Here is a 25,993-nt window from a genome sequence, read left to right as displayed (position 1 = left end):
CGGCGATAATGGCGGCCATGCCCACACCGATCGCCGTCGTGTTCGACCTGGACGGAACCCTGACCGACACCGAGGTGACCTGGGAGGAGGTGCGCCGCGGCATCGCTGTCAGCGAAGGCCACGAGTACCCCGCGCGCGCCACCACCGACATGATGGGCATGAGCACGCCCGAGTGGGCACGGTACTGCCGCGAGTCCCTGGGCTATCCGGGCACGGACGCGGAGATCGCCCGCCGGGTCATCGCCGGTGTGGCGGACGCCTATCACGCCGGACGCGTCCGCCTGCTGCCCGGGGCCGCGGACGCCGTCCGCCGCATGGCGGCCCGCGGACCGATCGCCGTGGCGTCCTCGTCTCCCCCGGAGTTGATCGACGCCGGACTGGACGCCCTCGGCGTCGGCGACCTGGTGACCGTTCGGGTGTCCTCGGAGAGCGTCGGGGCCGGCAAGCCCAGCCCCGAGGTGTACCTGGAGGCCTGCCGCAGGCTCGGCGTCCGACCGCAGGACGCCGTCGCCATCGAGGACTCCACCAACGGGCTGCTCTCGGCGTTGGCCGCCGGCATGCTGACCGTCGCCGTGCCGCTCGAACCCCACGTCCCGCGACCGGAGGTATTGGTCCGGGCGGACGCCGTCGTGGCCTCGCTGGACGAGCTGACGGCCGAGTTCTTGATCGCCCTCGGCGCCCGCTGAGGATCGCCGAACGCATCACCCCTTGTCAACGTGCGGACGCCCACGTCCGACTAGGGCATTGGACACGCCCACAAGGCTCCTGAGAGGGTCGACCGCGGCGCTTCCGGACCACCGATGTCGGACGCCGATCCCCCAACGGAAGGTGACTTCATGGTGACGCCCACGATCTGGCTGGTGACGGTCGTGCTGATTCTCGGCCTGATGGCGTTCGACTACGTGTTCCACGTTCGAGCCGCCCACACGCCGACGATCCGCGAAGCCGCTCGCTGGACGTCGATCTACGTGAGCCTGGCCGTCGCCTTCGGGATCGCCGTCTGGGTCTTCGGCGGCTCGAAGATGGGCCTGGAATACTTCGCCGGCTACATCACCGAGCTCAGCCTGAGCGTGGACAACCTGTTCGTGTTCCTGATCATCATGGCCAGCTTCAAGGTGCCCAGGGCCTATCAGCAGAAGGTGCTGCAGTTCGGCATCGTGTTCTCGCTGATCGCTCGGAGCGCCTTCATCTTCTTGGGCGTCGCGCTGATCAACACCTTCTCGTGGGTGTTCTACCTGTTCGGCCTGATCCTGATCCTCACCGCCGGCAACCTGCTGAAGCCCGAGGACGACAACGAGGAGGACGAGGCCAACAACATCGTCATCCGCACGGCCAAGAAGCTGTTCCACACCACCCCGCACTACGACGGCGACCGCCTGTTCACCCAGGAGGCGGGCAAGCGCGTGATGACGCCGATGCTGCTCGTGATGATCGCCATCGGCGGGACCGACGTGATGTTCGCGCTGGACTCCATCCCGGCGATCTTCGGCCTGACCCAAGACCCCTACATCGTCTTCACCGCCGTCGCGTTCTCGCTGATGGGGCTGCGCCAGCTGTACTTCCTCATCGACGGCCTGCTCGACCGGCTGATCTACCTCAAGTACGGCCTGGCCGTGATCCTGGGCTTCATCGGCGTCAAGCTGATCCTGCACGCCCTGCACGAGAACACGCTGCCCTTCATCAACGGCGGCCGGCACGTCGCGGTCGTCGAGATCACGACCCAGTTGTCGCTGGCCGTGATCGTCGTGTCGTTGGCGGTCACGGTCGTCTTCTCGCTGCTGTCGCCCAAGGGCAAGGTGCTGACCACGTTCAAGAACGCCAAGCGCCACGCGGTGCAGTACTTGGACCTGGCGTACGAAACCGATCCGGCCACCCGGGAGGCCAACTACGCCCGCCTGATGAAGGAGGAGGCAGAGTTGGCGGCCGTCCCGGAGAAATACGACGCGCTGCTGAAGGGCGAGCAGCAGCTGCTCGACCTGCTGGACGAGGCCCATCGCGTCCACGGCGACTTCGTCGAAAACGCGCCCGACGACTACCCCAACGCCCCGAGCCCGAGCGAGCGACTCGACACCGCGCGCTACCGGCCGGTGGCCGACGAGGTCAACGAGTGAAGTGAAGGGTTAGCAGCCCTGACGCGATTCCTCTCGTCGCACTCAGCCTGAGCCGGGAATATGCTCGGCGCAGGCGAAGGGAGCGATGAAATGCTCAGGACTGCGATGCTCGCCATCTCTCGAAACGAGACGGTGCGGCGCGGCATGGTGGGCTTCGGCCCGACGAAGAAAGTCGTGGATCGATTCGTCGCCGGCGAGACCCTGGACGACTGCATCACGGCCGTCGGACGCCTCACAGCGTCCGGCCTGCTGGCCACCGTCGACCACCTGGGCGAGGACACGACGACCCGCGACCAGGCGGACGCGACGGCGGCGTCCTACCTCGATCTGTTGGGACGCCTCGCCGAGGCCGGCCTGACGGCGTCCGTCGAGGTTTCGGTGAAGCTGACCGCGCTGGGACTGGCCCTGCCCGGCGGACGCGAGATCGCGACGGCCAACGCCGAACGCATCTGCGCCGCGGCGCGCGCCGCGGGCACCACGGTGACCGTCGATATGGAGGACCACACGGTCACCGACGCCACCCTGGCCGTCGTGGACCACCTGCGCGAGACCTACCCCGAGACGGGGACGGTCCTGCAGGCCTACCTCCATCGGACGCCGGACGACTGCGCGCGGTATGCGGTGCCCGGGATGCGCATCCGTCTGTGCAAGGGCGCGTACAACGAGCCCGCGTCCGTGGCGCACCGCGCGAAAGCCGACGTGGACGCCGCCTATCTCGACTGTCTGCGCATCCTCATGAAAGGCGATGGCTATCCGATGGTGGCGTCGCACGATCCGCGGATGATCGAGGCGGCCCTGGCCTACGCCGACGTCGCGGGGCGGGCGTCCGACACGTTCGAACTGCAGATGCTGTACGGCATCCGGGCCGACGAACAGGCGCGGCTGGCAGCGCTGGGCCATCGCGTCCGCGTTTACGTGCCTTACGGCGTCGACTGGTACGGCTACTTCACGCGCCGCCTGGCGGAGCGTCCCGCGAACATGCTGTTCTTCGGACGCGCGCTGCTGGGTCGCTGACACCCAACCTGGGCGGGTCGAAGACCCAAAGCTCAGCGTCCGCGCTTGGCTCAGCGGTGCGGCCCTGGCAGCATCGACGACAGCCGTCCACCGACCCTCAGGAACGAACCATGGGACTGTTCGACATCTTCCGCCCGCAGGGCCTGGGCTCGTCCGACGTGGCGAGCGCCCGGACGGCTCTCCAGGAGGCCCGCGGCGCCGAGGGCTCGACGGACGCGATGACGGCCACCATCCAGCGCATCCTCGCCCTGGGGCTGGACGGGCGCGGCTTCTACAAGGGGGCTGCGGCCGTGGCCGATCGGGCGCTGGCGTCGTCCGGCGGTGACGTCGAGGCGGCGATCGGGTCGCTCTCGCGCGGAGGCGTCCGGGCGGCCGCCGGCGGCGGGTTCGTGACCAGCCTCGGCGGCTTCGTGACCATGCCCGTGGCCATCCCCGTCAACGTCCTCGAGTTCTACATCACGGCCACCCGGACGGTCGGCGCGATCGCCAAGCTGCGGGGCTACGACATCACTGACCCCACGGTGCGCACGGCCGTGCTGCTGACGCTGGCCGGGTCGAAGTCCACCGTCATTCTGAGCAAGGCTGGCGTCACCATGGGCGGAGGCGTCCTGGGCGGGCTCGCCAAGAGTCGGTTGCCCGAGGCGGCTGTCATGATGATCAACAAGGCGGTCGGCTTCCGGCTGCTGCGCGCACTCGGGCAGAAGACCCTTGCCCGCTTCGGGCGGGCCGTGCCGCTGCTCGGCGGTGCCGTGGGCGCCTTCGCAGACGGCGCCATGATGTCCAAGATCGCGCAGCAGGCCCGCGAGGAGTTCCCTCGCTACGTCTCCGAGAAGCCGCGCGACTGGGGTGTCCGCTAACCGGCGAGACTCTCGGTCGTTGGCTGAGCTCGTCGAAGCCCCGTCAAGACCACCTGGAGAGGCTCAGCGAACAACCGGGAGCTTTTAGCCGCTGAGGCTCCGGGCCGTCCGGTCGAGTCCGCGTACGAGGTCGGCGACCAGATCGGCGGCGTCCTCGATGCCGACACTGAGGCGCAGCATGCCGGCCGTGATGCCGGCGGCGTCCTGCACGGCGGGCGGCATGGCGACGTGCGTCATGGACGCCGGGTGCGCCACCAACGACTCCACGCCGCCGAGCGACTCGGCGAGGCTGAAGCAAGTCAGCCCGTCCAGGAAGGCCCGGACGCCGTCGGTTCCGCCGCGCAGGTCTAGCGTGACGATTCCGCCTGGCCCAGACTGCTGGACGGCCGCCAGCGCGTGGTCGGGGTGCGACGCCAGACCCGGGTAGTGCACCGCCACCAGGGCGGGGTGACCGGCCACGGCGTCCGCGATCGCCGAGGCGTTCGCGACGTGCTTGGCCATGCGTAACTCGAGGGTGCGCAGCCCCCGCAGCGTCAGGTACGAGTCGAGGGCGCCACCGGTGACGCCAAGGCTGTTCGACCACCAGTCGACTTGCTCGGCGAGCTCCGGGGTCGAAGCGACGACCGCGCCGCCGATCACGTCGCTGTGGCCGTTGAGGTACTTGGTCGTGGAGTGCACGACGACGTCCGCCCCGAGCGCCAGGGGCCGCTGCAGAATCGGCGAGCAGAAGGTGTTGTCCACGACGACGAGCCCTCCGGACGCGTGCGCCGCGTCAGAGATCGCCTTGATGTCGGTCAGCCGCAGCAGCGGGTTGGAGGGCGTCTCGATCCAGACCAGATCGGGCGCTGCGGCGGCGACGCGCGCGGCGGCGTCCGGGCCGGTCAGATCGCAGATCCGCAGGTCGAATTGGCCCTTGCGGGCGAGGGCGTCGAAGAGGCGCCATGAGCCGCCGTAGCAGTCGTGAGGGACGACCACGGTCGCCCCGGCGGGCACGAAGGCATGCAGGCACGTCGCGACGGCGCCCATGCCCGAGGCTGTGACGACAGCGCCCGCTCCCCCTTCGAGGTCGGCCAGCGCGCCGGCGAGGATGGCACGGGTCGGGTTCCCGGAGCGGCTGTAGTCGAACGCCCGCTTGCCGTCGATCCCGGCGAAGGCGTAGTTCGTCGACAGGTAGATCGGCGGCACCACGGACGCGTGCGCCGTGTCGGCCTCGATGCCTGCGCGGACGGCCCTCGTGGTCGGGCTGATCTCCATCTGGTCCCCTTTCGGGCGTCAGCATAGGCGGGCGGCTCGGGCAATCCGCATCGTCACCAGCGTGGACGCTCTTGAGAGACGTCAGGGTGTGGGTTAAGTTGCGCCCATGAAGATCGAAGACGTCATCCGTTCCAAGGGCGACACCAATGTCGTCACCATTGCGCCGACCGCCACGGTGTCCGAGCTGGTGCAGACGCTGACCGGTAAGCGCATCGGCGCCCTCGTCGTCTCCGCGGACGGCGAGCACATCGACGGCATCGTCAGCGAGCGCGACATCGTCCGCGGCCTGGCCGACCTGGGCCGTAACGTCATGGACGCGACCGTTGCCGATCTGATGACCGCTGACGTCTACACCGCCGAGCCGACGGGCACCGTCGAGGACGCCGCGCACTCGATGACGGTGCACCGCATCCGGCACATGCCCGTGCTGGTGGACGGCCACATGGTCGGCCTGGTCTCGATCGGCGACGTGGTGAAGCACCGCATCGATCAGCTGACCGACGAGCGCGACCACCTGATCGGCTACCTGCAGTCCTGACATGAGACGCGTCGCGGTCTGGGTCGACGGAGTCGTCCAGGGCGTCGGCTTCCGCTGGTGGGGCCAGACCGTGGCGCGCGAGCTTGGCCTCACGGGCACCATCCGCAACCTGGCGGACGGCCGCGTCGAGGTGCACGCCCAGGGCGACGAGGCGTCCGTCGGACGGTTCGTGCACTGGCTGACGGCCGCCGAACCGGGCCTGCGGCGTCCGGGACGCATCGACGACTTCGGAATCGCGGACGAGGACGTCCGCCCCGACCAACGGTCCTTCGACGTGCGCTGAGGAGCGCCCTAGCCGGTAACGGGCGTTAGCTGGGTCGGCAGGCAGCGGTCGGTCAGGGCCGTCCCAGTCAGCCCCTCGAAGCGGCTCGCGCACCAGGCCATGACCCGGTCCGCACCGGTGAACGTCGGGTCGAGCGCCACCGTCACGTAGTAGGGCGCATCGCCGTTGCGCTTGCCCGCCCCGAAGGTCCGGCTGTCCAGCAAGACCAGCCGGGTGTCCGCCAGCTGCGACGCCAGGGCCACGTGCTCGGCCAGGATGTCGCCGGCGTAGAACTTGTGCGAGCCGGTCGTCGTCACCTGGGCAGGGTCGACGATCCCGACGTACTTGGACGCCAGCTGCGCGGCCCACTGCCCATCGATCGCCACCGCCTGTGCGGACGCTGCAATCTTGTTGTTGAGGACGGTCAGCGCCTCCGCGTCGCTGCGAGGCAGGACCTGCGGATCCCCGCTCACCGCTCCCGGAGCAGGGCTCGTGACCCGGGGCGCCAGGACGCTGGCGACCGTGGTGGGCGTCTGCGCGGAGCGCTTGGGTGACTGGCTCGCCGCCGCCTCCATCGCGGACACCTCCGGCCCCACCGACCGACCCGGACCAAAGGTCACGAACCAGCCGAAGAACAGGACCGCCACGAGAGCAGAGGCGAGTCCGGCCAGCAGGGGACGGTGATCACCGCCAGTGCGCTGCGTCATGCCATCACCCCCGTGATCTCGTGCGACCCGACGGGTCTTCCGCCAGCACGGTGAGCTGGCACTCTCGCCATTCTGTAGCAGGGGGGAGGGGAGGCAACCCCCCTGGCGGCTTTCTCAGGTCTTTCATAACCTCGTCGAAGGCACCGACCCTCACAGGGAACGCACAGGAAATCACTAGCTTGGGCCCACCTGCGGTTGGCAGAGTCATCCCCATGAGCACCATCAACCGCAGTCAGGGCGAAGCCCTCACCCGTCCGGACGGCACCCCGATCCGCGTCCTCGCCGTGGACGACGAGCAGAGCCTGACCGAGCTGCTGAGCATGGCCATGCGCTACGAGGGCTGGGAAGTCTCGACCGCCGGCTCAGGGTTGACCGCGGTCCAGGCCGCCCGCGACGTCCGCCCGGACGCCATCGTCCTCGACATGATGCTCCCCGACTTCGACGGCCTCGAGGTCATGCGCCGCATTCGCGCCGAGCAGCCGGACGTCCCGGTGATCTTCCTCACCGCCAAGGACGCCGTCGATGATCGCGTCGGCGGCCTGACCGCCGGCGGCGACGACTACGTGACCAAGCCGTTCTCTCTGGAGGAACTCATCGCCCGCCTCCGTGGCTTGCTCCGTCGATCGGGCGCCACGACGGTGCGGCCGGGCTCGCAGCTGGTGGTGGGCGACCTGATCCTGGACGAGGACTCCCACGAGGTGACCCGCGCCGGCGAGGAGGTCGCGCTGACGGCGACCGAGTACGAGCTGCTGCGCTTCCTCATGCGTAACCCGCGTCGCGTCCTGAGCAAGGCGCAGATCCTCGATCGCGTCTGGAACTACGACTTCGGCGGGCAGGCCAACGTCGTCGAGCTCTACATCAGCTACCTGCGCAAGAAGATCGACGCCGGACGCGAGCCCATGATCCACACGCTGCGCGGCGCCGGCTACATGCTGAAGCCGGCCGGGGCATGACCGCTTCGCGTCCGGACGCCTTCCTGCCCGCCCCCACGGGCGAGCCCGTGCTGGTCGCACCCGTCCCCGTCGTCTCCTCGGACGCCGCTGGCTCCGGAGCCTTCCGACCGGGCGGCGCCACGGTCGCGCCGTCGGCGTCCCCCCTGGCCAAGCCGATGGGACGCGGCACGCTCAGCCGTCAGCTGGTGCTGCGGGTCACGCTGCTGGTCGCCCTCGTCGCCGTGGCGCTGAGCGGCCTGACGGCCGTGGCGGCCTACAGCATCCTGCAAGGCCAGATCGACCAGACCCTTCAGTCCAGGTCCGGCGTCCCGGACAGCCGGCACGGAACGGTGCCGGACGGCAAGACCAACCTCCCCGATCGGGGGCCCGGCGATACCGGGCAGCAGATCGGAATGCTGCTGTACTACTCGCTCACCGACTACGGACGCGTCCTCACCGGCACCTCCGAGAGCGACAACCTCACCGCCGACGAGAACGCCCTGTTGAAGGCGTTGCCGGTGTCGAACACGCCCGTGACGGTTCAGCTGCCGAATCACGGCGCCTACCGCGTCCTGGTTCGCCCCTTGAGCGCCGTGGACTTGTCGACGGGGGCGTCTGTCACCGGCACCCAGGTGGTCGGCCTGCCGATGAGCCAGGCGATCCGTCCGCTGCGCGACCTCCTGCTGGCCGCCGCCGCGCTGACCCTCGCCGCGATCGCGCTGGCCTACGTGGCCGCCCGCCGCGTGGTCGGCAGCAGCCTCCAGCCCTTGCAGCGGCTCGCCAACACCGCCCACCAGGTGTCGCAGCTGGAGCTGCACTCGGGGGAGGTCGAGGTGCCCGTCCGCGTGCCCGGACCCGACACGGATCCGCGCTCCGAGGTCGGCCAGGTCGGCCTGGCGTTCAACCACATGCTCGACAACGTGGAGGGGGCGCTGAGCGCCCGGCAGCGCTCGGAGATGAAGGTCCGCCAGTTCGTCGCGGACGCCTCGCACGAGCTGCGGAACCCCCTGGCGTCCATCCGCGGCTACGCCGAGCTGACTCGCCGCGAGCGCGCCGACGTGCCCCCGAACACCGCCCACGCGCTCAGCCGCATCGAGTCGGAGTCGGCGCGCATGTCGTCCTTGGTCGAGGACCTCCTGCTGCTCGCGCGCCTCGACTCGGGCCCGAACCTCACGATGACCCCGACTCACCTCAACGAGATCGTGGCCAACGCCGTGTCGGACGCCCAGGTCGCCGGCCCGGACCACGAGTGGGAGCTGTCGCTGCCGGCGTCCGACGTCGTCGCCGTCGGCGACCCGTTCCGCCTGCTGCAGGTGATCTCGAACCTCCTCGCCAACGCCCGGACGCACACGCCGGCCGGGACGCTGGTCAGCACGTCGCTGTCGGCCGAGGGCGGCTTCGCCGTCGTCCGCGTCGCGGACAACGGCCCCGGCATCCCGGCCAGCATCCGCGACAAGGTCTTCGAGCGGTTCACCCGAGCGGACGCCTCGCGCGTCCGGTCCGGACAGGGCCAGTCCACGGGGCTGGGTCTGGCCATCGTCGCCGCCGTGGTGGCCGCCCACCGCGGCACGGCGTCCGTGGACTCGAACGACCACGGCACGACGTTCACGATCCGGATTCCCTTGGCAGTCGCTGGCTGACACATCGGGGGAAGCGGCACTGCTCGGCATAGAGTTGGTGGATCACAACCTTTCGACCAAGGAGTCCCCATGCCTGACGTGCTCGCCTACGCCATCGACTCCCCCACCGGATCGTTCAGCAAGACGACCATCACCCGCCGCGAGCCCGGCCCGACCGAGGTCTTCTTCGACGTCCTCTACGCCGGGATCTGTCACTCCGACATCCACACCGCCCGCGGCGAGTGGGGCCCGGCGCGCTACCCGCTGGTCCCCGGCCACGAGTTGGCCGGGGTCGTGCGCCAGGTCGGATCCGAGGTGACCAAGTTCGCAGTCGGCGACCACGTCGGCGTCGGCTGCTTCGTGGACTCCTGCGGCACCTGTGAGATGTGCGAGGCCGACAACGAGCACTTCTGCGACGGCGAGGGCGGCACCATCTGGACCTACAACGCCATCGGTCGCGACGGCGTCCCCACGGCGGGCGGCTACAGCCAGGGCATCACGGTCGAGCAGGACTACGTGTGCCGCATCCCGGACGCGATCGACCTCACCGTCGCTGCTCCCCTGCTGTGCGCCGGCATCACCCTCTACTCGCCACTGAAGCGCTGGGGCGCAGGTCCGGGCAAGCGGGTCGCCATCGTCGGCATGGGCGGGCTCGGACACGTCGGCGTCCAGATCGCGAAGGCGATGGGCGCGGACGTCGCGGTGATCTCGCACACCAAGTCGAAAGAGGCAGACGGACGCCGCTTCGGCGCGTCCGAGTACTACGCGACCTCCGACGAGGGCGCACTGTCGAAGCTGCGGCGCAGCTTCGATCTCATGGTGACGACCGTGTCGGACGACTCGAACCTCGCCGAGTTGCTGGACTGCCTGAAGGTCGGCGGGACGCTCGTCAACGTCGGCCTGCCCGAGCACCCGTCCACGCTGCGCCTCAACGTGCTCACGAGCGGCAACCGCGCCCTCGCCGGATCGCAGATCGGCGGCATCGCCGAGACCCAGGAGATGCTCGACTTCTGCGCCGCGCACGGGGTGGCACCGCAGGTCGAGATCATCTCGGGCGAGGAGATCAACGGGGCGTACGACAAGGTGGTGGGCTCGCAGGTCCGCTACCGCTACGTGATCGACACCTCGACGTTCTAGGCAACGCCCACTGCGCGTGGAAGCCGGCGCCGTGGGCGTCCAGGCTCGTCACCGCGGCGTTGCATCCGTGCCTTGCGTTGGCTGAGCTTGTCGAAGTACCTTCGGGCGCGACGGCGAGCCAGCTCACTCAGCGCCGGGTCGGTCCCGCCAGGACTCAGCTGATGATGCCGTGCCTGGTGTTCCAGTCGCGGGCGCCGTTGTTGGCGTCGACCATGCCCCAGATCCAGAACCCGAGGCAGCCGACGAGCGGGAGCACCATCCAGAAGGTGGCCCAGCAGACGAAGTAACCGACCATGATGCCGATGCCCTTGCCGACGTCGCCGTTGATGATGGAGCCGAGTCCAGGCAGGAAGAAGGACGCCAGCACCGACAGTCCTGGGTTCTTGGGGGCGACGACCATCGGCTGTCCATAGGGCAGGTGCGGCGACGCCACGTACATCGGGAGCTGCTCGCGGGGCTGCTCGTAGTGCTGCGGGTACTGCGGCTGACCGCCGTAGGTGGGCTGGCCTCCGTACTGCGGCTGCGCCGCGGCCTGCGGATACACGGGCGGCTGCGCGGCCTGCGGGTAGACGGGCGGCTGCGGCTGCGGCTGCTGGTCCGGGCGCGAATAGTTCGGCTGGCTCCAGGGCTGCTGATCGGTCATCGAAATCCCCCTCACGTCGAGACCAGCGTAGAGGGTGCCTGCGACACGTTCGCCGACGCTCGTCGTCCGGCCTCACAGCGGCACCACAGGAGCGCCCAGCGGCCACCACAGCCACGCGCGATTGCCTGGGGCCATGACCGCAACGCCGATCCCCGTGTACGACCCGCTGACCGACCTCGCACGGGACGCAGCTCCGCCGGTGGCACCGCCTGATGCTCCGGACGCCCGCCCCGAGCGGCGGCCCGCGGCGGCGTCCAGACCCCTCAGCCCCGCGCTGCAGCGCGGATCGCTCATCGCCCTGCTGGTGGCGACGGCCGCGCTGTATCTGTGGAACCTGGGGGCATCCGGCTACGCGAACTCGTTCTACAGCGCCGCCGCGCAGGCCGGCTCGCAGGACTGGAAAGCCTGGTTCTTCGCCTCCCTCGACTCGGGCAACGCCATCACGGTCGACAAGCCGCCGGCGTCGCTGTGGGTGATGGGCCTCTCGGTTCGGCTGTTCGGCCTGAGCTCCTGGTCGATCCTGGTGCCACAAGCCCTGATGGGCGTCGCAACCGTGTGGTTCGTGTACGCCACGGTGAAGCGGACGCTCACCCGCGGCACGTTGGCCACGACCCTGGCGCCGTCACCACAGCTCGCCCACTGGGCGGCCCTCGCCGGCGGCGCCGTCACGGCGCTCACGCCGGCGGCGGTGCTGATGTTCCGCTTCAACAATCCGGACGCCCTGCTGGTGCTCCTGCTGACCGTCGCCACCTACGCGACGGTCCGGGCGGCAGAGAACGGGTCCCGCCGCTGGCTGGTCGGCGCCGGCGTCGCGGTGGGCTTCGCTTTCTTGACCAAGATGTTGCAGGCGTTTGTGATCCTGCCGGCGCTGGTCGTGGCCTACGCCATCGCCGCCCCCGTGGCCTGGAAGCGCAAACTGCTCGATCTGCTCGCGGCGTTCGTCGCCGTCATCGTCTCGTCGGCCTGGTACGTCGTGATCTTCCAACTGACCCCGGCGTCCGAACGGCCCTACATGGCCGGCAGCCAGACGAACTCGTTCCTCGAACTGGTCTTCGGCTACAACGGACTCGGGCGCATCACGGGTAGCGAGGTCGGATCGGTGGGCCAGCGCGGCCCCAGTTCGGGCACCGGCAGCCTCTTGCGCCTCTTCACGACCGTCTCGGGCGGCATGGTGAGCTGGCTGATCCCGGCGGCCCTGATCCTGGCGGTGACCGCCGCCGCGCTCTTGATCGGACGCCGACGCTCGGCGTCCGCCGGGGACCAGAGCGGGCTGACGCGCCTGCCGAACCGCCTGGTCCTCGGCTCGCTGGTGGCTTTCACCGGCACGCTCGTCATCACCGGGCTGGTCTTCAGCCTGATGGAAGGCATCTACCACGACTACTACACCGTCGCGCTAGCGCCGGCCATCGGGGGCACCCTGGCGATCGGCGGTGCCGTCGCCTGGGTCTACCGCGATCGTCTGGTCGCGACCCTGGGGCTGGCCGCGGCGTCCGTGGCGACCGGGGTCTGGGCCTACTTCCTCACGTCCCGCGCCGGCGGGGTCTACCTCGTGCTCGGGATCGCCGCCGCCGTCGTCGGCGTCGTCGCCGGGCTGGCCCTGCTGATGGCCGACAAGCTGCCGCGCCTGATCGCGTCCGGCACGCTGGCGATCGCGCTGGCCGCCGGCCTCGCCGGCCCCCTCGCCTACTCGCTCAACACCGCGGCGACCCCGCACACGGGTTCCATCGTGACGGCCGGTCCGGTGAGCGGCGGTATGGGCGCCCCTGGCCAGGCCGGACGCCAGCGCGGCGGTCAGCCGCCCACCGGCCAGCCCCCCGCGGGTGCTCCTGGGCAGCCTGGGAGGGCTCCGGGCGGCACTCAGGCCAACGCAGGGCCCGGTGGAGCGGGCGGTGCCGGCGGGATGGGTGGGCTGCTGAACGGGGCGTCCGTCTCGGACGATCTCAAGGCGCTTCTCCTGACGGACGCCGACAGCTACACCTGGGTCGGCGCGTCCGTGGGCTCGCAGAATGCGGCGTCCTATCAGCTGGCGACCAACAAGGCCGTCATGGCGATCGGCGGGTTCAACGGCTCGGACCCGTCCCCCACCCTCGCCGAGTTCAAGGCACTTGTGGCTGCCAAGAAGATCCACTACTACCTCGGTGGCGGCGGCTTCGGCGGGCAGAACGGCGGCTCGCAGTCGGCGTCCGAGATCGCGAGCTGGGTCGCGTCGACCTTCACCGCGCAGACGGTCGGCGGCACGACGGTCTACGACCTCACGCAGGCGGGCTGAGGGTCATGACCGGACGCCCGACCCCGGGGCTGCTGCGCCAGTTGGGCAGCTTCGGGGTGATCGGGGTGGCGAGCACGCTGGCCTACTACGTGCTCTTCGTGCTGCTGCGGAACCCCGTCGGACCCCAGGTCGCCAACCTGGTCGCGCTGCTGGTGACGGCCGTCGCGAACACGGCCGCGAACCGCAGGCTCACGTTCGGCGTGCGGGGCGGCGCGGGCGCGGTCCGCCATCAGCTCGGTGGGCTCGCGGCCTTCGTCGTTGCCCTCGCTCTCACGTCCGGCACCTTGTGGGTGCTGCACGCGCTGTCCCCCGATCCCAACCGTTGGGTGGAGCTGGGGGTGCTGTTCGTCGCGAACGCGGTGGCGACCCTGCTGAGGTTCCTCGCCCTGCGCCGGGTGATCGCTCCGGAGGCGTCCGCCAAGGCCTAGGCTGGCCCTTCAACGTCGAGGCTCATTCGTCCGAAGGGATCTTCCATGGCACTCACCCGCGCCGAGCTAGCTCGCTACGTCGATCACACCCTGTTGTCGCCGACGGCGTCGATCGAGGACGTCAAGGCGCTGCTGGACGAGGCGTCCGACCTGCGCACCTACTCGATCTGCGTGAGCCCGTCGATGCTGCCGCTGCCCTGGCCCACGGGTGCGGTCAAGGTCGCGACCGTGTGCGGCTTCCCCTCAGGCAAGCACACGGCCGAGGTGAAGGCCTTCGAGGCCGCGCAGTCGGTCGCGTCCGGCGCTGACGAGGTCGACATGGTCATCGACATCGGACGCCTCAAGGCCGGCGATGCTGCCCACACCGAGGCCGAGATCCGGGCGGTGCGCGAGGCGACGCCTGGCGCAGTGCTCAAGGTCATCATCGAGTCGGCTGCGCTGACCGACGACGAGATCGTGGCGGCCTGCCGGGCCGCCGAGGCTGCTGGCGCCGACTTCGTCAAGACGTCGACGGGCTATCACCCCGCGGGGGGCGCTTCGGCCCACGCGGTCGCGCTGATGGCGGGCACCGTGGGCGGACGCCTCGGCGTGAAGGCGTCCGGCGGCATCCGGACCCACGAGGCCGCGCTGGCGATGATCGCTGCGGGCGCAACCAGGCTAGGACTCTCCGGCACGCGTGCCGTCCTAGACGGTGCAGGCGTCGCGGACGGGGACTACTGACCGCGGCTCAGCGGCTTTGCCTCGGCGCTTGATCTTCTCCGGCCCAGGATTCTTGCGCGCCAGGAGGCAGTCCTGGCACTTCAGGGTTCTGATGGCCCCCACGGCAGCGTTCACGTTGACGCGCAACATAGCGATGGCCCGGCCCCAAAGGGGACCGGGCCATCGGCGTCCTGCTGCAGAAGTCAGCCGTGGTTGATGGTGCTCTGCAGCGCCGACTGAGCCGCCGCGAGGCGGGCCACCGGAACGCGGAACGGCGAGCAGGACACGTAGTTCAGCCCGATGCTCTGGCAGAACTCGATGGACGACGGGTCGCCACCGTGCTCGCCACAGATGCCGAGCTTGATGTCCGGACGCGCGCCCTTGCCGAGCTCGACGGCCGTCTTCATGAGGCGTCCGACGCCGACGGTGTCGAGCCGGGCGAAGGGATCGTTCTCGTAGATCTTCTTGTCGTAGTAGGCGTCCAGGAACTTGCCAGCGTCGTCGCGGCTGAAGCCGAACGTCATCTGGGTCAGGTCGTTGGTGCCGAACGAGAAGAACTGGGCGTCCTTGGCGATCTCGTCCGCGGTCAGCGCCGCGCGCGGGATCTCGATCATCGTGCCGACGAGGTACTCGAGCGCGACGCCGGACTCGGCGATGATCGCGTCGGCCGTCGAGGTGATGATCTGCTTGACGAAGTTGAACTCCTTCACCTCGCCCACGAGCGGGATCATGATCTCGGGAACGAGCTTCCACTCCGGGTGACGCTTCTGGACGTTGATCGCGGCCTCGATGATCGCGCGCGTCTGCATGGCGCCGATCTCGGGGTACGTCACGTCGAGCCGGCAGCCGCGGTGACCCATCATCGGGTTGAACTCGTGCAGGGAGTCGATGACACCCTTCAGCTCCTCGACCGAGATGTTCATCTCGGACGCGAGCGCGACGATGTCGTCCTCCTCGTGCGGCAGGAACTCGTGGAGCGGCGGGTCCAGGAGGCGGATGGTGACCGGGTAGCCCTCCATGGCCTCGTAGATGCCCTCGAAGTCGCCGCGCTGCATCGGCAGGAGCTTGGCCAGGGCGGCCTCGCGCTGCTCGACGGTCTTGGAGACGATCATCTCGCGGATGGCCGCGATGCGATCGGTCTCGAAGAACATGTGCTCGGTGCGGCACAGGCCGATGCCCTCGGCACCGAACGCGCGGGCAGCCGCGGCGTCCACCGGGGTGTCGGCGTTCGTGCGGACCTTCATCGTGCGGTACTCGTCGGCCCAGCCGATGATCCGTCCGAAGTAGCCACCGATCTCGGCCGGGACGGTCTTGATCGCCTGGCCGTAGACGTTGCCAGTCGAGCCGTCCAGGGAGATCCAGTCGCCCTCGACGAACGTGTGCTCGCCGAGGCTGAAGGACTTGCCGTCCGCCCCGAACTTGATGTCGCCGAGACCCGACACGCAGCAGGTGCCCATGCCGCGGGCCACGACGGCGGCGTGCGACGTCATGCCGCCGCGCGCGGTCAGGATGCCCTTGGAGTGGTGCATGCCCTCGATGTCCTCGGGCGTGGTCTCCAGGCGGACCAGGACGACGTCCTTGCCAGCCTTGCCCCACTCAGCGGCTTGCTCGGCCGTGAAGGAGACCTGGCCGCAGGCGGCGCCCGGGGACGCCGGCAGGCCCTTGCCGATCGGTTGGGCGGCCTTGAGCTCGGCGACGTCGAACTGCGGGTGCAGCAGGGCGTCGATCTGCTTGGGATCGATCATCGTCACGGCCTTCTCGGTCGTGATCATGCCCTCGTCGACGAGGTCGCAGGCGATCTTGAAGGCGGCCGCGGCCGTCCGCTTGCCGTTGCGGGTCTGGAGCATGAAGAGCTTGCCCTCTTCGATGGTGAACTCCATGTCCTGCATGTCGCGGTAGTGCTGCTCGAGGCGTCCGACGATCTCGACGAACTGGTTGTACACCTCGGGATTGCGCTCCTTGAGGTGATCGATCGTCTCGGGCGTCCGGATGCCGGCCACGACGTCCTCGCCCTGGGCGTTCATCAGGAACTCGCCATACAGGCCCTTGTCGCCGGTGGCGGGGTTGCGGCTGAACGCCACGCCCGTGCCGGACGTGTCACCCAGGTTGCCGAACACCATCGACTGCACGTTGACGGCGGTGCCCCAGTCGGACGGGATGTCGTTCATGCGGCGGTAGTAGATGGCGCGGGGGTTGTCCCACGAGCGGAACACCGCGCGGATGGCGCCGAACAGCTGCTCGATCGGGTCGGACGGGAAGTCGGAGCCGATCTTGTTGCGATACTCAGCCTTGAACTGCTCGGCGAGCTGCTTGAGGTCGTCAGCGTCCAGGTCGAGGTCGGCGGTGACGCCGCGAGCGTGCTTCATCTCGTCGATGAGCTCCTCGAAGTACGCCTTGCCGGTCTCCATGACGACGTCGGAGTACATCTGGATGAAGCGGCGGTAGGAGTCGTAGACGAAGCGGGGGTTGCCCGTCTTCTTCGCGAACGCCTCGACGACCGCCTCGTTCATCCCGAGGTTGAGGATGGTGTCCATCATGCCGGGCATGGATGCGCGCGACCCGGACCGCACCGACACCAGCAGCGGGTTCTCGGGATCGCCGAACTTCTTGCCCGTGATCTTCTCGAGCTTGCCGATGTAGGTGAGGATCTCGGCGCGAATGTCGTCGCTGATCTTCTCGCCGTCGGCGTAGTACCGCGTGCACGCCTCGGTCGTGATGGTGAAGCCCTGCGGAACCGGCATCCCCAGGCCGGTCATCTCCGCAAGGTTCGCCCCCTTGCCGCCGAGGAGGTTGCGCATCGACGCGTCGCCCTCGCTGAACTCGTAGACGTACTTGTGCTGATCAGTCATCGGTGATGATCTCCTTGGTTCAACAGTGAAAGCCGTGTCCTACCGTAGTCCTTCCTGCGCTCGCCAGAGGCATCGGCCCCGTCCGTGGGAGCATGGCCGCATGACTTTGGACGCCGTCGCGCGGCTCATCCTCGACGAGGCAGGCGACCTGCGCGGCCGCGTGCTCGTCCTGGACGATCGCGGCGGCGCGCTGACCCAAGCCGTGGTCGACGCCCCCGACGGCGCCGTCCGCGCCTGGTGCGACGACATCCGGGACGCCGACGCGCTGCCCGTCGGGTCCGGGCTGAGCTCGCCCACCGACCCGGCCGTGCGGTCGGCGGAGCTCGTGCTCGCCCGACTGCCGACGTCGCTCGGGGCGCTTGAGGATCTGTGCCAGCTCGCCGCGGCGTCCGCCTCCCCGGAGTTGCGGTTCGTCGCCGGCGGGCGCGTCAAACACATGATGACGAGCCAGAACGACGTGCTACGCCGCTACTTCGCCGACGTGCGGGCCAGCCGGGGCCGCGACAAGTGCCGCGTGCTGGAGGCGTCCGGACGCCTCGACGTCACGCCGACTTGGCCCCGGTCGCGACACCTCCCCGCGCTCGACCTCACCGTCTGGGCGCACGGCCGGGTCTTCAACACCAACAGACTGGACGCCGGAACGGCCCTGCTCGTGGACGCCTTAGAGCGATCCCTGCCGCGGGCTTCGGCCGGCTCAGCCAGCGGAGCGGGGAGGGCCCTCGATCTGGGCTGCGGCTCGGGCATCGTGGCGACCTGGCTGGCTCGCCGAGGGTGGGCGACCACGGCGTCCGACGTGTCCTGGGCGGCGGTCGACTCGACCCGGCTCACGGCCGAGGCGAACGACCAGCAGGTGACCGTGGTCCAACGCGACGGGCTCGGCTGGGCCGCCGAGGCGTCCCTGGAGCTGATCGTCACCAACCCGCCCTTCCACGACGGCGCGGCCAAGGACTCGACCCCGACGCTGGACGCCATCGCGGACGCCGGCCGCGTGCTCCGTCCGGGCGGCGAGTTCTGGTGCGTCTTCAACAGCCACCTGCCCTACCTCCGCACCCTGGCCGAGTCGGTCGGTCCGACCAGCATCGTCGCCCGAGACCGGCACTACACGGTGACTCGATCGGTCCATCGTTAGGGGGCGGGATGGCGAGACGGCGGGGCGGCTGGATCCCCCAGCAGCATGGCGCGTGGGCCATGTTGGTGGTCCCGTACCTTGTCGGGCTGCTGTTGCGCGTCCGCGACGGCGTCAGCTGGGAGCTGTTCCTGCTGCCCCTGGCCTTCTTCTGGCTGATCGGGTACTTCACGTTCAACGCCGCCTCCGGCTGGCTCAAGGCCGCCCCCGCCCGTCGCGGCGAGTATCACCGGGCGCTCGTGGTCTACACCCTGATCACCGTGGCCGTAGGGCTGGCGACCCTGGCGCTGGCCGACAAGCGGATCGTCGGCTGGGCGCCCGTGTTCGGCGTGCTGATCGTCCCGGCCTCCGCCCTCGCGGCCCAGCGCCGCGAGCGCGCGACGATCGGCGGCGCTCTGACGACCCTGGCGGCGTCCGTGCTCACGGTGGTGGTCCGCTTCCCCGATCCCGGCGGCCTGCTGGCATGGACGCCGCAGGTCCGGTTCACCGTCGCGACCGCCGCGCTCGTGTTCGCCTACTTCTTCGGCACCGTGCTGTACGTCAAGACCAACATCCGCGAGCGGGGCAGCCGGGCGTTCTACGCGGCGTCCGTGGGCTGGCACGCGCTGGTCGCGGCGGGGGCCGGGGTGCTCGCGACGCGGGGAGCCGCCAGTTCGTGGTGGGCCGCCCTCTTCGTCCTGCTGACGGCCCGCGCGGGGGCGGTGCCGCGCCTTCGGCGTCCGGCCACCCCGAGGCAGATCGGGCTGGCGGAAGTCGTCTTCTGCGCGGCCATCCTGCTCATCGTGGCGTTCGCCTAGGCTCGCGCTATGGCTCCCAACCCGGCGTTCTCCCTCGGCGGCTGCGAACTGGGCGTGGCGACTGCCGCCACGCAGATCGAGGGCGGGCGCGCCGACACGATCTGGCACCGCTGGGCGGCGACGGGGGCCGCCGTCGACGGCTCGACGCCCGAGGTCGCCGCCGACCACTGGAACCGCATCGAGGCGGACGCCGACCTGATGGCGTCCCTCGGCATCAAGCACTACCGGCTGGGCCTGGAGTGGGCGCGGATCGAGCCGGCGGACGGACACTTCGACGAGGCTGCGCTCGGGCACTACCGGCGCGAACTGCGGCTGCTGCGTGACCGGGGCATCAAACCCCTGGTGACCCTGCATCACTTCAACGATCCGGGCTGGTTCTCCGAGAGCGGCGGGTTCGCGGTCGAGGGGTCGCACGAGGCGTTCGTCCGCTACGTCGACCGGGTGGTGAGCGAGTTCGCGGGGCTGGCCGACGAATGGATCACCATCAACGAGCCCAACGTGTTCGCGTACTACGGCTACCGCCAGGGCACCTGGCCGCCCGGACGCCGCTCCACGCGCGACATGCTCGCGGCGTTGACCGGCATGGCGCGGGCGCACATCGCCGCCTACGAGCGCATCCATGCCCTGCAGCCGCACGCGAAGGTCGGCGTCGCCAACCACCTGCGCGTCTTCGATCCAGCGCACGTACGGAACCCGCTCGACCGGGCCGCCGCGGCGTCCACCGAATACCTCTTCCAAGGGGCGATCACCCGAGCGCTCTGCCGCGGACGCTTCCTGGCGCCGCTGGTGCAACCGCGGGGCGTCCGGCCGGGGACCTACTACGACTTCCTCGGCATCAACTACTACAGCCGCGATCTCGCGTCCGGGCCGAACCTGAAGACGGCGTCCAAGGTCGCGGTCAACGACCTGGGCTGGCAGATCTACCCGCGCGGGCTCGCCGACCTGGCCCGGCGCTACTCGGCCCTCTACCCCGGTCCCATCTACATCACCGAGAACGGCACGGCGGACGCCTCGGACGCCTTCCGCTCGAGGTACCTCTACGACCACCTCAAGGCGGTCGCAGACTCGGGCCTGCCCATCGAGCGCTACTACCACTGGACGTTCACCGACAACTGGGAGTGGGCCGAAGGGCAAACCGCCCGCTTCGGATTGGTCGAGCTCGACTTCGCCACCCAGGAGCGGCGGGTGCGCCCGTCCGGACGTTTCTTCGCCGACGTCATCGCCCACGCCGGGGTGACCTCGGACGCCTACCAACGCTGGGTGGCGCCGTCGCGGTACCGCCTCAACGGTTGACGTCCGCATCCGCGATCGGACGGCCGCTCGGCGGTACCTTGCTCGCATGACCGCAACGCCCTCCGTCCTCCGCAATCGCTGGAGCTTCGCGATCGGCACGATCGGCCGCGACATGGTGTACGGCCTGGTCAGCATGTTCCTGATCGTGTTCATCACCGACGCGGTCCACGTGTCCAACTGGACGCTCGGGCTGTTGATGGGGCTCATCCTGGCCGTCCGCCTCCTGGACGCCGTGGGCGACTTCGCCATCGGGGCGCTGGTCGACAACACCCGCACGCGCTGGGGCCCGTACAAGCCGTGGATCGCGATCGGCATGCTCGTGTCGGCGTCGGCCACGGTGCTGCTGTTCACCGACTTCGGGCTACGCGAGGGCGCCTTCGTCCTCGCGTTCACGCTGCTGTACATCGTCTGGAGTTTCTCGTTCTCGGCGAACGACATCCCTTATTGGTCGTTCGTCCAGGCGCTAACGACGAACCAGAAGGAGCGCGAACGGATCAGTTCTCTCGCCAAGATCTTCGCGACCATCGGCCTCTTCTCCGTCGTGGTGGGCATCATGCCCGTGACGGCGGCCCTGGGCGGAGGCGTCCGGGCCTGGACGCTGTTCGCGGTCGGCGTCGTGGTCGTGATGATCCTGGGCCAGCTGGTGACCCTCGTCGGTGTCGACCAGCGACAGCTGATCGTCCCCGAGCGTCACGTCCGGCCGCGCGAGGTGTTCGACGCCGTCCGCAAGAACGACCAGCTGCTCTGGACGGCCATCTCGATGGTCCTGTTCCAGACCGGCTATGTGACCACCACGACCTTCGGCCCGTACTTCTTCAAGTACATCTACGGGGACGCCGCGATGTACACGCCGTTCGGCGCCATCTTGGGCGTCGGGATGGTGCTGGGCTTCCTGTTGTTCCCCCTGGCGCGCCGACGCTTCAGCCGGAAGCAGCTCTACACCGGCTCGATGGCGGTGATCGTGGCCGGGTATCTGATCTTCTTCTTCGCGCCCATGAACATGATCGTGCTCTCGGTGTGCGGACTGATGCTCTTCATCGGCGACTCGTTCATCGTGATCCTGATGATCGGCTTCATCACCGACTGCGTGGACTACGGCCAGTGGAAACTCGGCGTCCGCAGCGGAGCCGTCACCTTCGCCGTCCAGCCCTTCATCAACAAGGTGGGGGGCGCCCTGTCGACCGCGATCGTCGGCATCACCCTCATCTTCACCGGGGTCAACGGCGCCAGCGGGCCGGCTGACGTGTCACCCGGCGGCGTGTGGGGCGTCAAGCTGATGATGCTGCAGTTCCCGGCGGTGCTGATCGTCATCAGCTACCTGATCTACCGGCGCAAGTTCGTCATCGACGAGCGCCTGCACGCCCAAATCGTGTCAGAGTTGCGCGACCGGGGGCAGCTGCAGGAGCAGGGCTAGTGCGGCGTTTCTGAGGTTGTTGAGCGTTTGGCTTTCTTGAGGATCTGGTCGGCGGTCTTGGTCCAGATGAAGGGGTGGCAGCGGTCGTTCCAGCCGGTGATGAAGGCGCGGATCTTGGCGTTGAGGTCTTTGACCGAGCGGAAGGTGCCGCGGTGGATGGTTTGGCGTTCGATGATGCCGAACCAGACCTCGACCAGGTTCATCCAGGAGGCGTGGGTCGGGGTGAAGTGGCAGTGCACGCGCGGGTGTGCCTCCAGCCAGGCCTTCACGTTCGGGTGCTTGTGAGCGGCGTAGTTGTCCATGACGAGGTGCAGCTCGGTGTCGGGGTAGGCACGGGCCACTTGTTTGAGGAACGCCAGGAACTCGGTGTTGCGGTGCCGCGGCTTGACCGCGCCGGTCACTCTGCCGGTGGCGATCTCCAGGGCGGCGAACAACGTCGAGGTGCCGTGCCGGACGTAATCGTGGGTCCGTTTCTCGCACGAGCCTTCCCGCATCGGTAACAACGGGGCGGTCCGGTCCAACGCCTGAATCTGGGACTTCTCGTCCACGCACAGCACGATCGCGTTCTCCGGCGGATTCAGGTACAACCCGACCACGTCGTTCACCTTGCCGACCAGCTCCGGATCCGTCGAGAACCGGAACGTCTCCGACCTCCACGGCTGTACCCCGTACTCCCGCCACGCGGTCGCGACCGTGGAGTTCCCGATCCCCAGATGCTTGCCCAAGAGCCGGCTCGACCAGTGCGTCACTCCGTACTTCTTCGGCGGCGGCTTCAACGTCGCCGACACGATCTTGCGGTGATCGATCCTGCGTGGCCGACCCGAGCGGGCCTGATCCGCCAAGCCCATCAGCCCGGACTGCGTATACCGGCGGCGCCACGCCAGCACCGTGTTCCGGGCCACCCCGACCCGCTCCGCGATCGTCTCGTTCGCCAGCCCCTCCGCGGCCAGCAACACGATCCGCGACCGCTGCACCAACCCAGCCCGCTCCGCCGTCGACCGAACGATCCGGGACAACTGCTCCAGATCACCCTCACGCAACACCAAGGCAGGAGCAGGACGATTCGCCATGCCCCATCATCCCAAACACCAACCCATCAATGACTAACGACACGCCGCACTAGACGCACAGCGACGTCGGAGTCGCGGTGGTGAAGGCCCTCTTGTCGGCTTTGATGGTGACCGACCCGCCGCTGGCGGTGAACGCGCTGGCCGGGAAGGTGACCGTCAGCAGATTGTTAACCGGTCCGGTGATCGAGGAACTTCCAGTCGCTGTATACACAGCCCCAGCACCGTTATTCCCCGTACCGACGAGGAAACGGATCGATGGCTGACCGTTACACAGTTGGTCCGCCCAGCTGATGGTGATCTGAGTCTCGGTCACCGTGTAGGCCAGTGTTGAAAGGAACGACGCACAAGGCAGGCACAAAGCCGCGAGCGCCGGAGCCGCAGCCACGAAGGCGAGGACAGGCACCGACCAGGCCGCGCCGGACGCCAGCGTGCGGACGTCGACCTGCGCACGTCGCTGACGTCTCTGCGGGACGCCGTCCGCCGGCTCCGCCCGGCCATCGTCCACACGCACCTGTCGTACGCCGACGTGGCCGCAGCCCTGGCCACGGTCGGGCTGCCGATGGCCCTGGTGACGACGGAGCACGGCATCGCCGCGGACGACCTCGTCTACCACGGCACGAAGACCCGCAGTTCGGCCAAGGCTCTGCTGCACACCGCTCGGCTGCGGCGCTTCGACGCGGTGATCGCGGTGTCGGACGCGACGCGCACCGCGATGGCGGCCAAGTGGCATCCTCGGCAACCGATCACGGTGATCCCCAACGGGGTTGACCCCCTCGATGCCGCCGCCCCGTCCGAGCCGGGGTTGAGGTTCGCGTCCATCGCGCGCCTGGCGCCCGAGAAGCGCCTGGGCGACCTGCTGCGCGCGTTCGGCCAGCTGCGCGCGACCCACCCGGCGGCGACCCTGACCGTCGCCGGCACGGGACCGCTCGATGGTCAGCTTCGCCAGGACGCCGCCCGGCTGGGCATCGCGGACGCCGTCAGCTTCCCCGGCTACGTCCAAGCTCCGGCCGTGCTGTCGGAGACGGACGTCCTCGTGCAGCTCTCGGTGTGGGAGAACTGCTCCTATTCGCTGCTGGACGCCGTCGCCCACGGCCGCGGGGTCGTCGCGTCGGGGGTCGGCGGCAACCCCGAGATCTTGCCACCACAGTGTCTCGCCGACCCGGACGACCCGTCCGCGGTGGCCGCGGCGATGGCTGAGCAGGGGCTCCAGCCGGATCGCCGACCGGTCCTCAAGCCAGGCTGGCCCACGGTCGCCACCATGACCGCCCGCATCGCCGAGGTGTACGCGCCATGGCGCTGATCACGTTCGCGTCCAATAACGGCGACATCGGCGGCGGCGAGGAGATGCTGCTGGCCCTTGCGCTGGCTGCCCGCGAGCTCGGCCACGATGTCACCGTCGTCGCCCCGGCCACCCCCGACGGGGTGGTTCGCCGAGCGCGCAGCTCCGGCTTCCGGACGATCGCCATCAAGGGCCAGGGGCGGCGCGCCTACCTGGCCAACCTCCGAGCCTGGGAGGCCGCCGAGCGGCAGGGCCTGCTGTGGCGCAACGGGCTCGTGCCGGGAGTGGCTACCGCCGGACGCCGTAACCGCGTCCTGCACCTTCATCAACCACCCCAGTCTCGAGCCCAGTGGGCTGCGTCCTTTGCGGCGAGGGCCGGTTGCCTCGCCGTGCTTTGTCCCTCTCATGACATGGCGACGCGTCTGAAGAACTCGTGGGCTTTTTCCCAGATGGAGCCGACGGTCTTGTGGAACCGGGTTCACGACTTTCCGCTCCCGGTCATCGACCCCGCCCCGGGCCTACCCCACCGAATCGGGTTTCTGGGCAGGACGACGGAGGCGAAGGGCATCGTGGTTCTCGCCGAAGCTCTTGAGATGCTGAACTCTCGAGATCTGGGCGGCGTCAGGTTAGTGATCGGCGGCGATACCCGCTTTGCTGACTCCGATGAGCAGATTCGCGTTGATCGGGCGCTCGCCAAAGTCGAACCACTAGACGGTATGTGTGACCCCGATAGGGGTTGTCGGCCGGGGCCTCCTTGACGTAACGATGCGTGGGTTGCCAGTCAGGTTTTGTCTGGCCTTGCCGACATGCGTCTGTTAGGGGGCCCCGGTGTTCAGTGAGCGTACGAGTGTTGGTCTGGATGTGCACGCCCGCAGCGTGGTGGCGGCGGCGTTGGACACGGTGACCGGTGAGGTGGTGGAGGCGCGCCTGTCGCCCGATTATCGGGAGGTGCTGGGCTGGCTGGCCGGGCTCCCCGGGGACGTCGCTGTCGCCTATGAGGCGGGCCCGACCGGGTTCGGGTTGTACCGGGCGATCACCCAAGCGCAGGTCAGGTGTGTGGTGGCGGCCCCGTCGAAGTTGCAGCGTCCCCCGGGCGACCGGGTGAAGACCGACCGGCGTGACGCCCTGCATCTTGCTCGTCTGTTGCGCATGGATCAGATCGTGGCGGTCACCGTTCCGAGCGTGGAACAGGAAGCGGCCAGGGACCTGGTCCGTGCCCGGGAAGACTGCCGCGGGGATCTGATGCGGGCCCGGCATCGGTTGTCGAAGCTGTTGCTGCGACACGGGCTGGTGTATTCCGGCGGGGCGGCGTGGACCGGGGTCCATGACCGTTGGCTCCAACAGCAGCGTTTCGACAACGCCCAAACCAAGGCCACCTTCGACGCCTACTACGACGATCTGTTGTCCACGACGGCCCTGCGAGCCAGGTTGGATACCCAGATCGAGGCGTTGGCGGCTGACAGCGAGTTCACCGGTGTGGTCCGTCGGCTCGGATGCCTGCGCGGGGTCGCGACGTTGACCGCGTTCGGGCTCGCTGTCGAGATCGGCGACTGGACACGGTTCACGGGGAACACGATCGGGGCGTTCGTCGGGTTGACCCCGGAAGTTGTCAAGTCAAATGAGACGTCTCAAGCCTTCTGAGGTTGGTAGTTCGGGATTCGTTTCGCGGGGTCGTTGATGGTGACGCGTTCGGGG

The 25,993-nt window shown here is 69.0% G+C and carries 25 protein-coding genes and 1 pseudogene; 20 read left to right on the top strand and 6 right to left on the bottom strand.

Annotated elements, in window-relative coordinates; translation table 11 throughout:
- Window positions 1–17 precede the first annotated feature (17 nt).
- From FN821_RS10200 to FN821_RS10185, 4 genes are all read left to right on the top strand, one after another.
- The gene (locus tag FN821_RS10200; RefSeq protein WP_131172545.1) at window positions 18–686 is read left to right on the top strand and encodes an HAD family hydrolase; all 669 of its coding nucleotides are present in this window, start codon (window positions 18–20) and stop codon (window positions 684–686) included.
- Window positions 687–836: 150 nt separating this feature from the next.
- Window positions 837–2,111 (top strand): TerC family protein, encoded by a 1,275-nt coding sequence (locus FN821_RS10195; protein ID WP_131172546.1) that lies wholly within the window; start codon window positions 837–839, stop codon window positions 2,109–2,111.
- A 90-nt stretch (window positions 2,112–2,201) separates the two neighbouring features.
- Entirely contained in the window at window positions 2,202–3,125 is a 924-nt protein-coding gene (locus FN821_RS10190; RefSeq protein ID WP_131172547.1) for a proline dehydrogenase family protein, read from the top strand.
- Between the two features lie 110 nt (window positions 3,126–3,235).
- The gene (locus tag FN821_RS10185; protein WP_131172548.1) at window positions 3,236–3,982 is read left to right on the top strand and encodes a hypothetical protein; all 747 of its coding nucleotides are present in this window, start codon (window positions 3,236–3,238) and stop codon (window positions 3,980–3,982) included.
- 84 nt (window positions 3,983–4,066) lie between these two features.
- Here FN821_RS10185 and metB read toward each other — a convergent pair whose 3' ends face one another.
- Window positions 4,067–5,236 carry a cystathionine gamma-synthase gene (metB, locus tag FN821_RS10180; protein WP_131172549.1) on the bottom strand — a complete coding sequence of 390 codons (1,170 nt, stop codon included), beginning with the start codon at window positions 5,234–5,236 and terminating at the stop codon, window positions 4,067–4,069.
- 106 nt (window positions 5,237–5,342) lie between these two features.
- Here metB and FN821_RS10175 point away from each other — a divergent pair, with 106 nt between their 5' ends.
- Together FN821_RS10175 and FN821_RS10170 are read left to right on the top strand one after the other, a co-directional pair.
- Window positions 5,343–5,774 (top strand): CBS domain-containing protein, encoded by a 432-nt coding sequence (locus tag FN821_RS10175; RefSeq protein ID WP_131172550.1) that lies wholly within the window; start codon window positions 5,343–5,345, stop codon window positions 5,772–5,774.
- A gap of 1 nt (window position 5,775) precedes the next feature.
- Window positions 5,776–6,057: an acylphosphatase gene (locus tag FN821_RS10170; protein WP_131172551.1), complete on the top strand. Its 282-nt coding sequence runs from the start codon at window positions 5,776–5,778 to the stop codon at window positions 6,055–6,057.
- Window positions 6,058–6,065: 8 nt separating this feature from the next.
- On the opposite strand, the gene FN821_RS10165 is transcribed toward FN821_RS10170, so the two are convergent.
- Entirely contained in the window at window positions 6,066–6,743 is a 678-nt protein-coding gene (locus FN821_RS10165) for a P-loop NTPase family protein (RefSeq protein WP_131172552.1), read from the bottom strand.
- 212 nt (window positions 6,744–6,955) lie between these two features.
- Between FN821_RS10165 and FN821_RS10160 the strand changes: the two genes are divergently transcribed.
- The 3 genes from FN821_RS10160 to FN821_RS10150 all read left to right on the top strand — a co-directional run bounded on the left by FN821_RS10160 (window position 6,956) and on the right by FN821_RS10150 (window position 10,431).
- Window positions 6,956–7,696 carry a response regulator transcription factor gene (locus FN821_RS10160; RefSeq protein ID WP_131172553.1) on the top strand — a complete coding sequence of 247 codons (741 nt, stop codon included), beginning with the start codon at window positions 6,956–6,958 and terminating at the stop codon, window positions 7,694–7,696.
- Window positions 7,693–9,315: a HAMP domain-containing sensor histidine kinase gene (locus FN821_RS10155; protein WP_241660212.1), complete on the top strand. Its 1,623-nt coding sequence runs from the start codon at window positions 7,693–7,695 to the stop codon at window positions 9,313–9,315. The genes FN821_RS10160 and FN821_RS10155 overlap by 4 nt, the downstream gene beginning before the upstream one ends.
- 69 nt (window positions 9,316–9,384) lie before the next feature.
- Window positions 9,385–10,431 carry an NAD(P)-dependent alcohol dehydrogenase gene (locus FN821_RS10150; protein WP_131172554.1) on the top strand — a complete coding sequence of 349 codons (1,047 nt, stop codon included), beginning with the start codon at window positions 9,385–9,387 and terminating at the stop codon, window positions 10,429–10,431.
- Between the two features lie 154 nt (window positions 10,432–10,585).
- Here FN821_RS10150 and FN821_RS10145 read toward each other — a convergent pair whose 3' ends face one another.
- Entirely contained in the window at window positions 10,586–11,074 is a 489-nt protein-coding gene (locus FN821_RS10145; protein WP_131172555.1) for a hypothetical protein, read from the bottom strand.
- A 133-nt stretch (window positions 11,075–11,207) separates the two neighbouring features.
- On the opposite strand from FN821_RS10145, the gene FN821_RS10140 reads away from it, so the two are divergent.
- The 3 genes from FN821_RS10140 to deoC are packed head-to-tail and all read left to right on the top strand — an operon-like array spanning window position 11,208 to window position 14,491.
- Window positions 11,208–13,343 carry an ArnT family glycosyltransferase gene (locus FN821_RS10140; RefSeq protein WP_131172556.1) on the top strand — a complete coding sequence of 712 codons (2,136 nt, stop codon included), beginning with the start codon at window positions 11,208–11,210 and terminating at the stop codon, window positions 13,341–13,343.
- Between the two features lie 5 nt (window positions 13,344–13,348).
- Entirely contained in the window at window positions 13,349–13,771 is a 423-nt protein-coding gene (locus FN821_RS10135) for a GtrA family protein (RefSeq protein WP_131172557.1), read from the top strand.
- 45 nt (window positions 13,772–13,816) lie between these two features.
- Window positions 13,817–14,491, top strand: coding sequence for a deoxyribose-phosphate aldolase (gene deoC / locus FN821_RS10130; protein WP_131172558.1), 675 nt, complete (start codon window positions 13,817–13,819; stop codon window positions 14,489–14,491).
- Window positions 14,492–14,673: 182 nt separating this feature from the next.
- Here deoC and ppdK read toward each other — a convergent pair whose 3' ends face one another.
- Window positions 14,674–17,319 carry a pyruvate, phosphate dikinase gene (ppdK, locus tag FN821_RS10125; RefSeq protein WP_131172559.1) on the bottom strand — a complete coding sequence of 882 codons (2,646 nt, stop codon included), beginning with the start codon at window positions 17,317–17,319 and terminating at the stop codon, window positions 14,674–14,676.
- 100 nt (window positions 17,320–17,419) lie between these two features.
- Here ppdK and FN821_RS10120 point away from each other — a divergent pair, with 100 nt between their 5' ends.
- The 4 genes from FN821_RS10120 to FN821_RS10105 are packed head-to-tail and all read left to right on the top strand — an operon-like array spanning window position 17,420 to window position 21,949.
- Window positions 17,420–18,448: a class I SAM-dependent methyltransferase gene (locus FN821_RS10120; RefSeq protein ID WP_131172560.1), complete on the top strand. Its 1,029-nt coding sequence runs from the start codon at window positions 17,420–17,422 to the stop codon at window positions 18,446–18,448.
- 8 nt (window positions 18,449–18,456) lie between these two features.
- Entirely contained in the window at window positions 18,457–19,242 is a 786-nt protein-coding gene (locus FN821_RS10115) for a YwiC-like family protein (RefSeq protein ID WP_131172561.1), read from the top strand.
- A gap of 9 nt (window positions 19,243–19,251) precedes the next feature.
- Window positions 19,252–20,535, top strand: a complete 1,284-nt coding sequence (locus FN821_RS10110; RefSeq protein ID WP_131172562.1) for a glycoside hydrolase family 1 protein — start codon at window positions 19,252–19,254, stop codon at window positions 20,533–20,535.
- Window positions 20,536–20,581: 46 nt separating this feature from the next.
- Window positions 20,582–21,949: a glycoside-pentoside-hexuronide (GPH):cation symporter gene (locus FN821_RS10105; RefSeq protein ID WP_131172563.1), complete on the top strand. Its 1,368-nt coding sequence runs from the start codon at window positions 20,582–20,584 to the stop codon at window positions 21,947–21,949.
- On the opposite strand, the gene FN821_RS10100 is transcribed toward FN821_RS10105, so the two are convergent.
- The gene (locus FN821_RS10100) at window positions 21,946–23,019 is read right to left on the bottom strand and encodes an IS630 family transposase (RefSeq protein WP_131172564.1); all 1,074 of its coding nucleotides are present in this window, start codon (window positions 23,017–23,019) and stop codon (window positions 21,946–21,948) included. The genes FN821_RS10105 and FN821_RS10100 overlap by 4 nt on opposite strands.
- A gap of 49 nt (window positions 23,020–23,068) precedes the next feature.
- Window positions 23,069–23,530 carry a hypothetical protein gene (locus tag FN821_RS10095; RefSeq protein WP_131172565.1) on the bottom strand — a complete coding sequence of 154 codons (462 nt, stop codon included), beginning with the start codon at window positions 23,528–23,530 and terminating at the stop codon, window positions 23,069–23,071.
- Between FN821_RS10095 and FN821_RS14725 the strand changes: the two are divergent.
- The 4 genes and pseudogenes from FN821_RS14725 to FN821_RS10080 all read left to right on the top strand — a co-directional run.
- Window positions 23,441–23,731: pseudogene (locus FN821_RS14725) on the top strand (glycosyltransferase family 4 protein); the annotation flags it as partial. The gene FN821_RS10095 and the pseudogene FN821_RS14725 sit on opposite strands and share 90 nt — an antisense overlap.
- Window positions 23,732–24,319 carry a glycosyltransferase family 4 protein gene (locus tag FN821_RS10090; protein ID WP_241660216.1) on the top strand — a complete coding sequence of 196 codons (588 nt, stop codon included), beginning with the start codon at window positions 23,732–23,734 and terminating at the stop codon, window positions 24,317–24,319.
- A complete protein-coding gene (locus FN821_RS10085; RefSeq protein ID WP_131172567.1) occupies window positions 24,310–25,056 on the top strand; it encodes a glycosyltransferase in 747 nt (248 codons plus the stop codon). Before FN821_RS10090 ends, FN821_RS10085 begins: the two co-directional genes overlap by 10 nt.
- Window positions 25,057–25,126: 70 nt before the next feature.
- Window positions 25,127–25,939, top strand: coding sequence for an IS110 family RNA-guided transposase (locus FN821_RS10080; RefSeq protein ID WP_241660213.1), 813 nt, complete (start codon window positions 25,127–25,129; stop codon window positions 25,937–25,939).
- The last annotated feature ends 54 nt before the right edge of the window (window positions 25,940–25,993 follow it).

It is taken from the genome of Propioniciclava tarda, from assembly GCF_900182665.1.
In the GTDB taxonomy this organism is placed as follows: domain Bacteria; phylum Actinomycetota; class Actinomycetes; order Propionibacteriales; family Propionibacteriaceae; genus Propioniciclava; species Propioniciclava tarda.
This window is presented reverse-complemented; position numbering and strand designations above follow the sequence as displayed.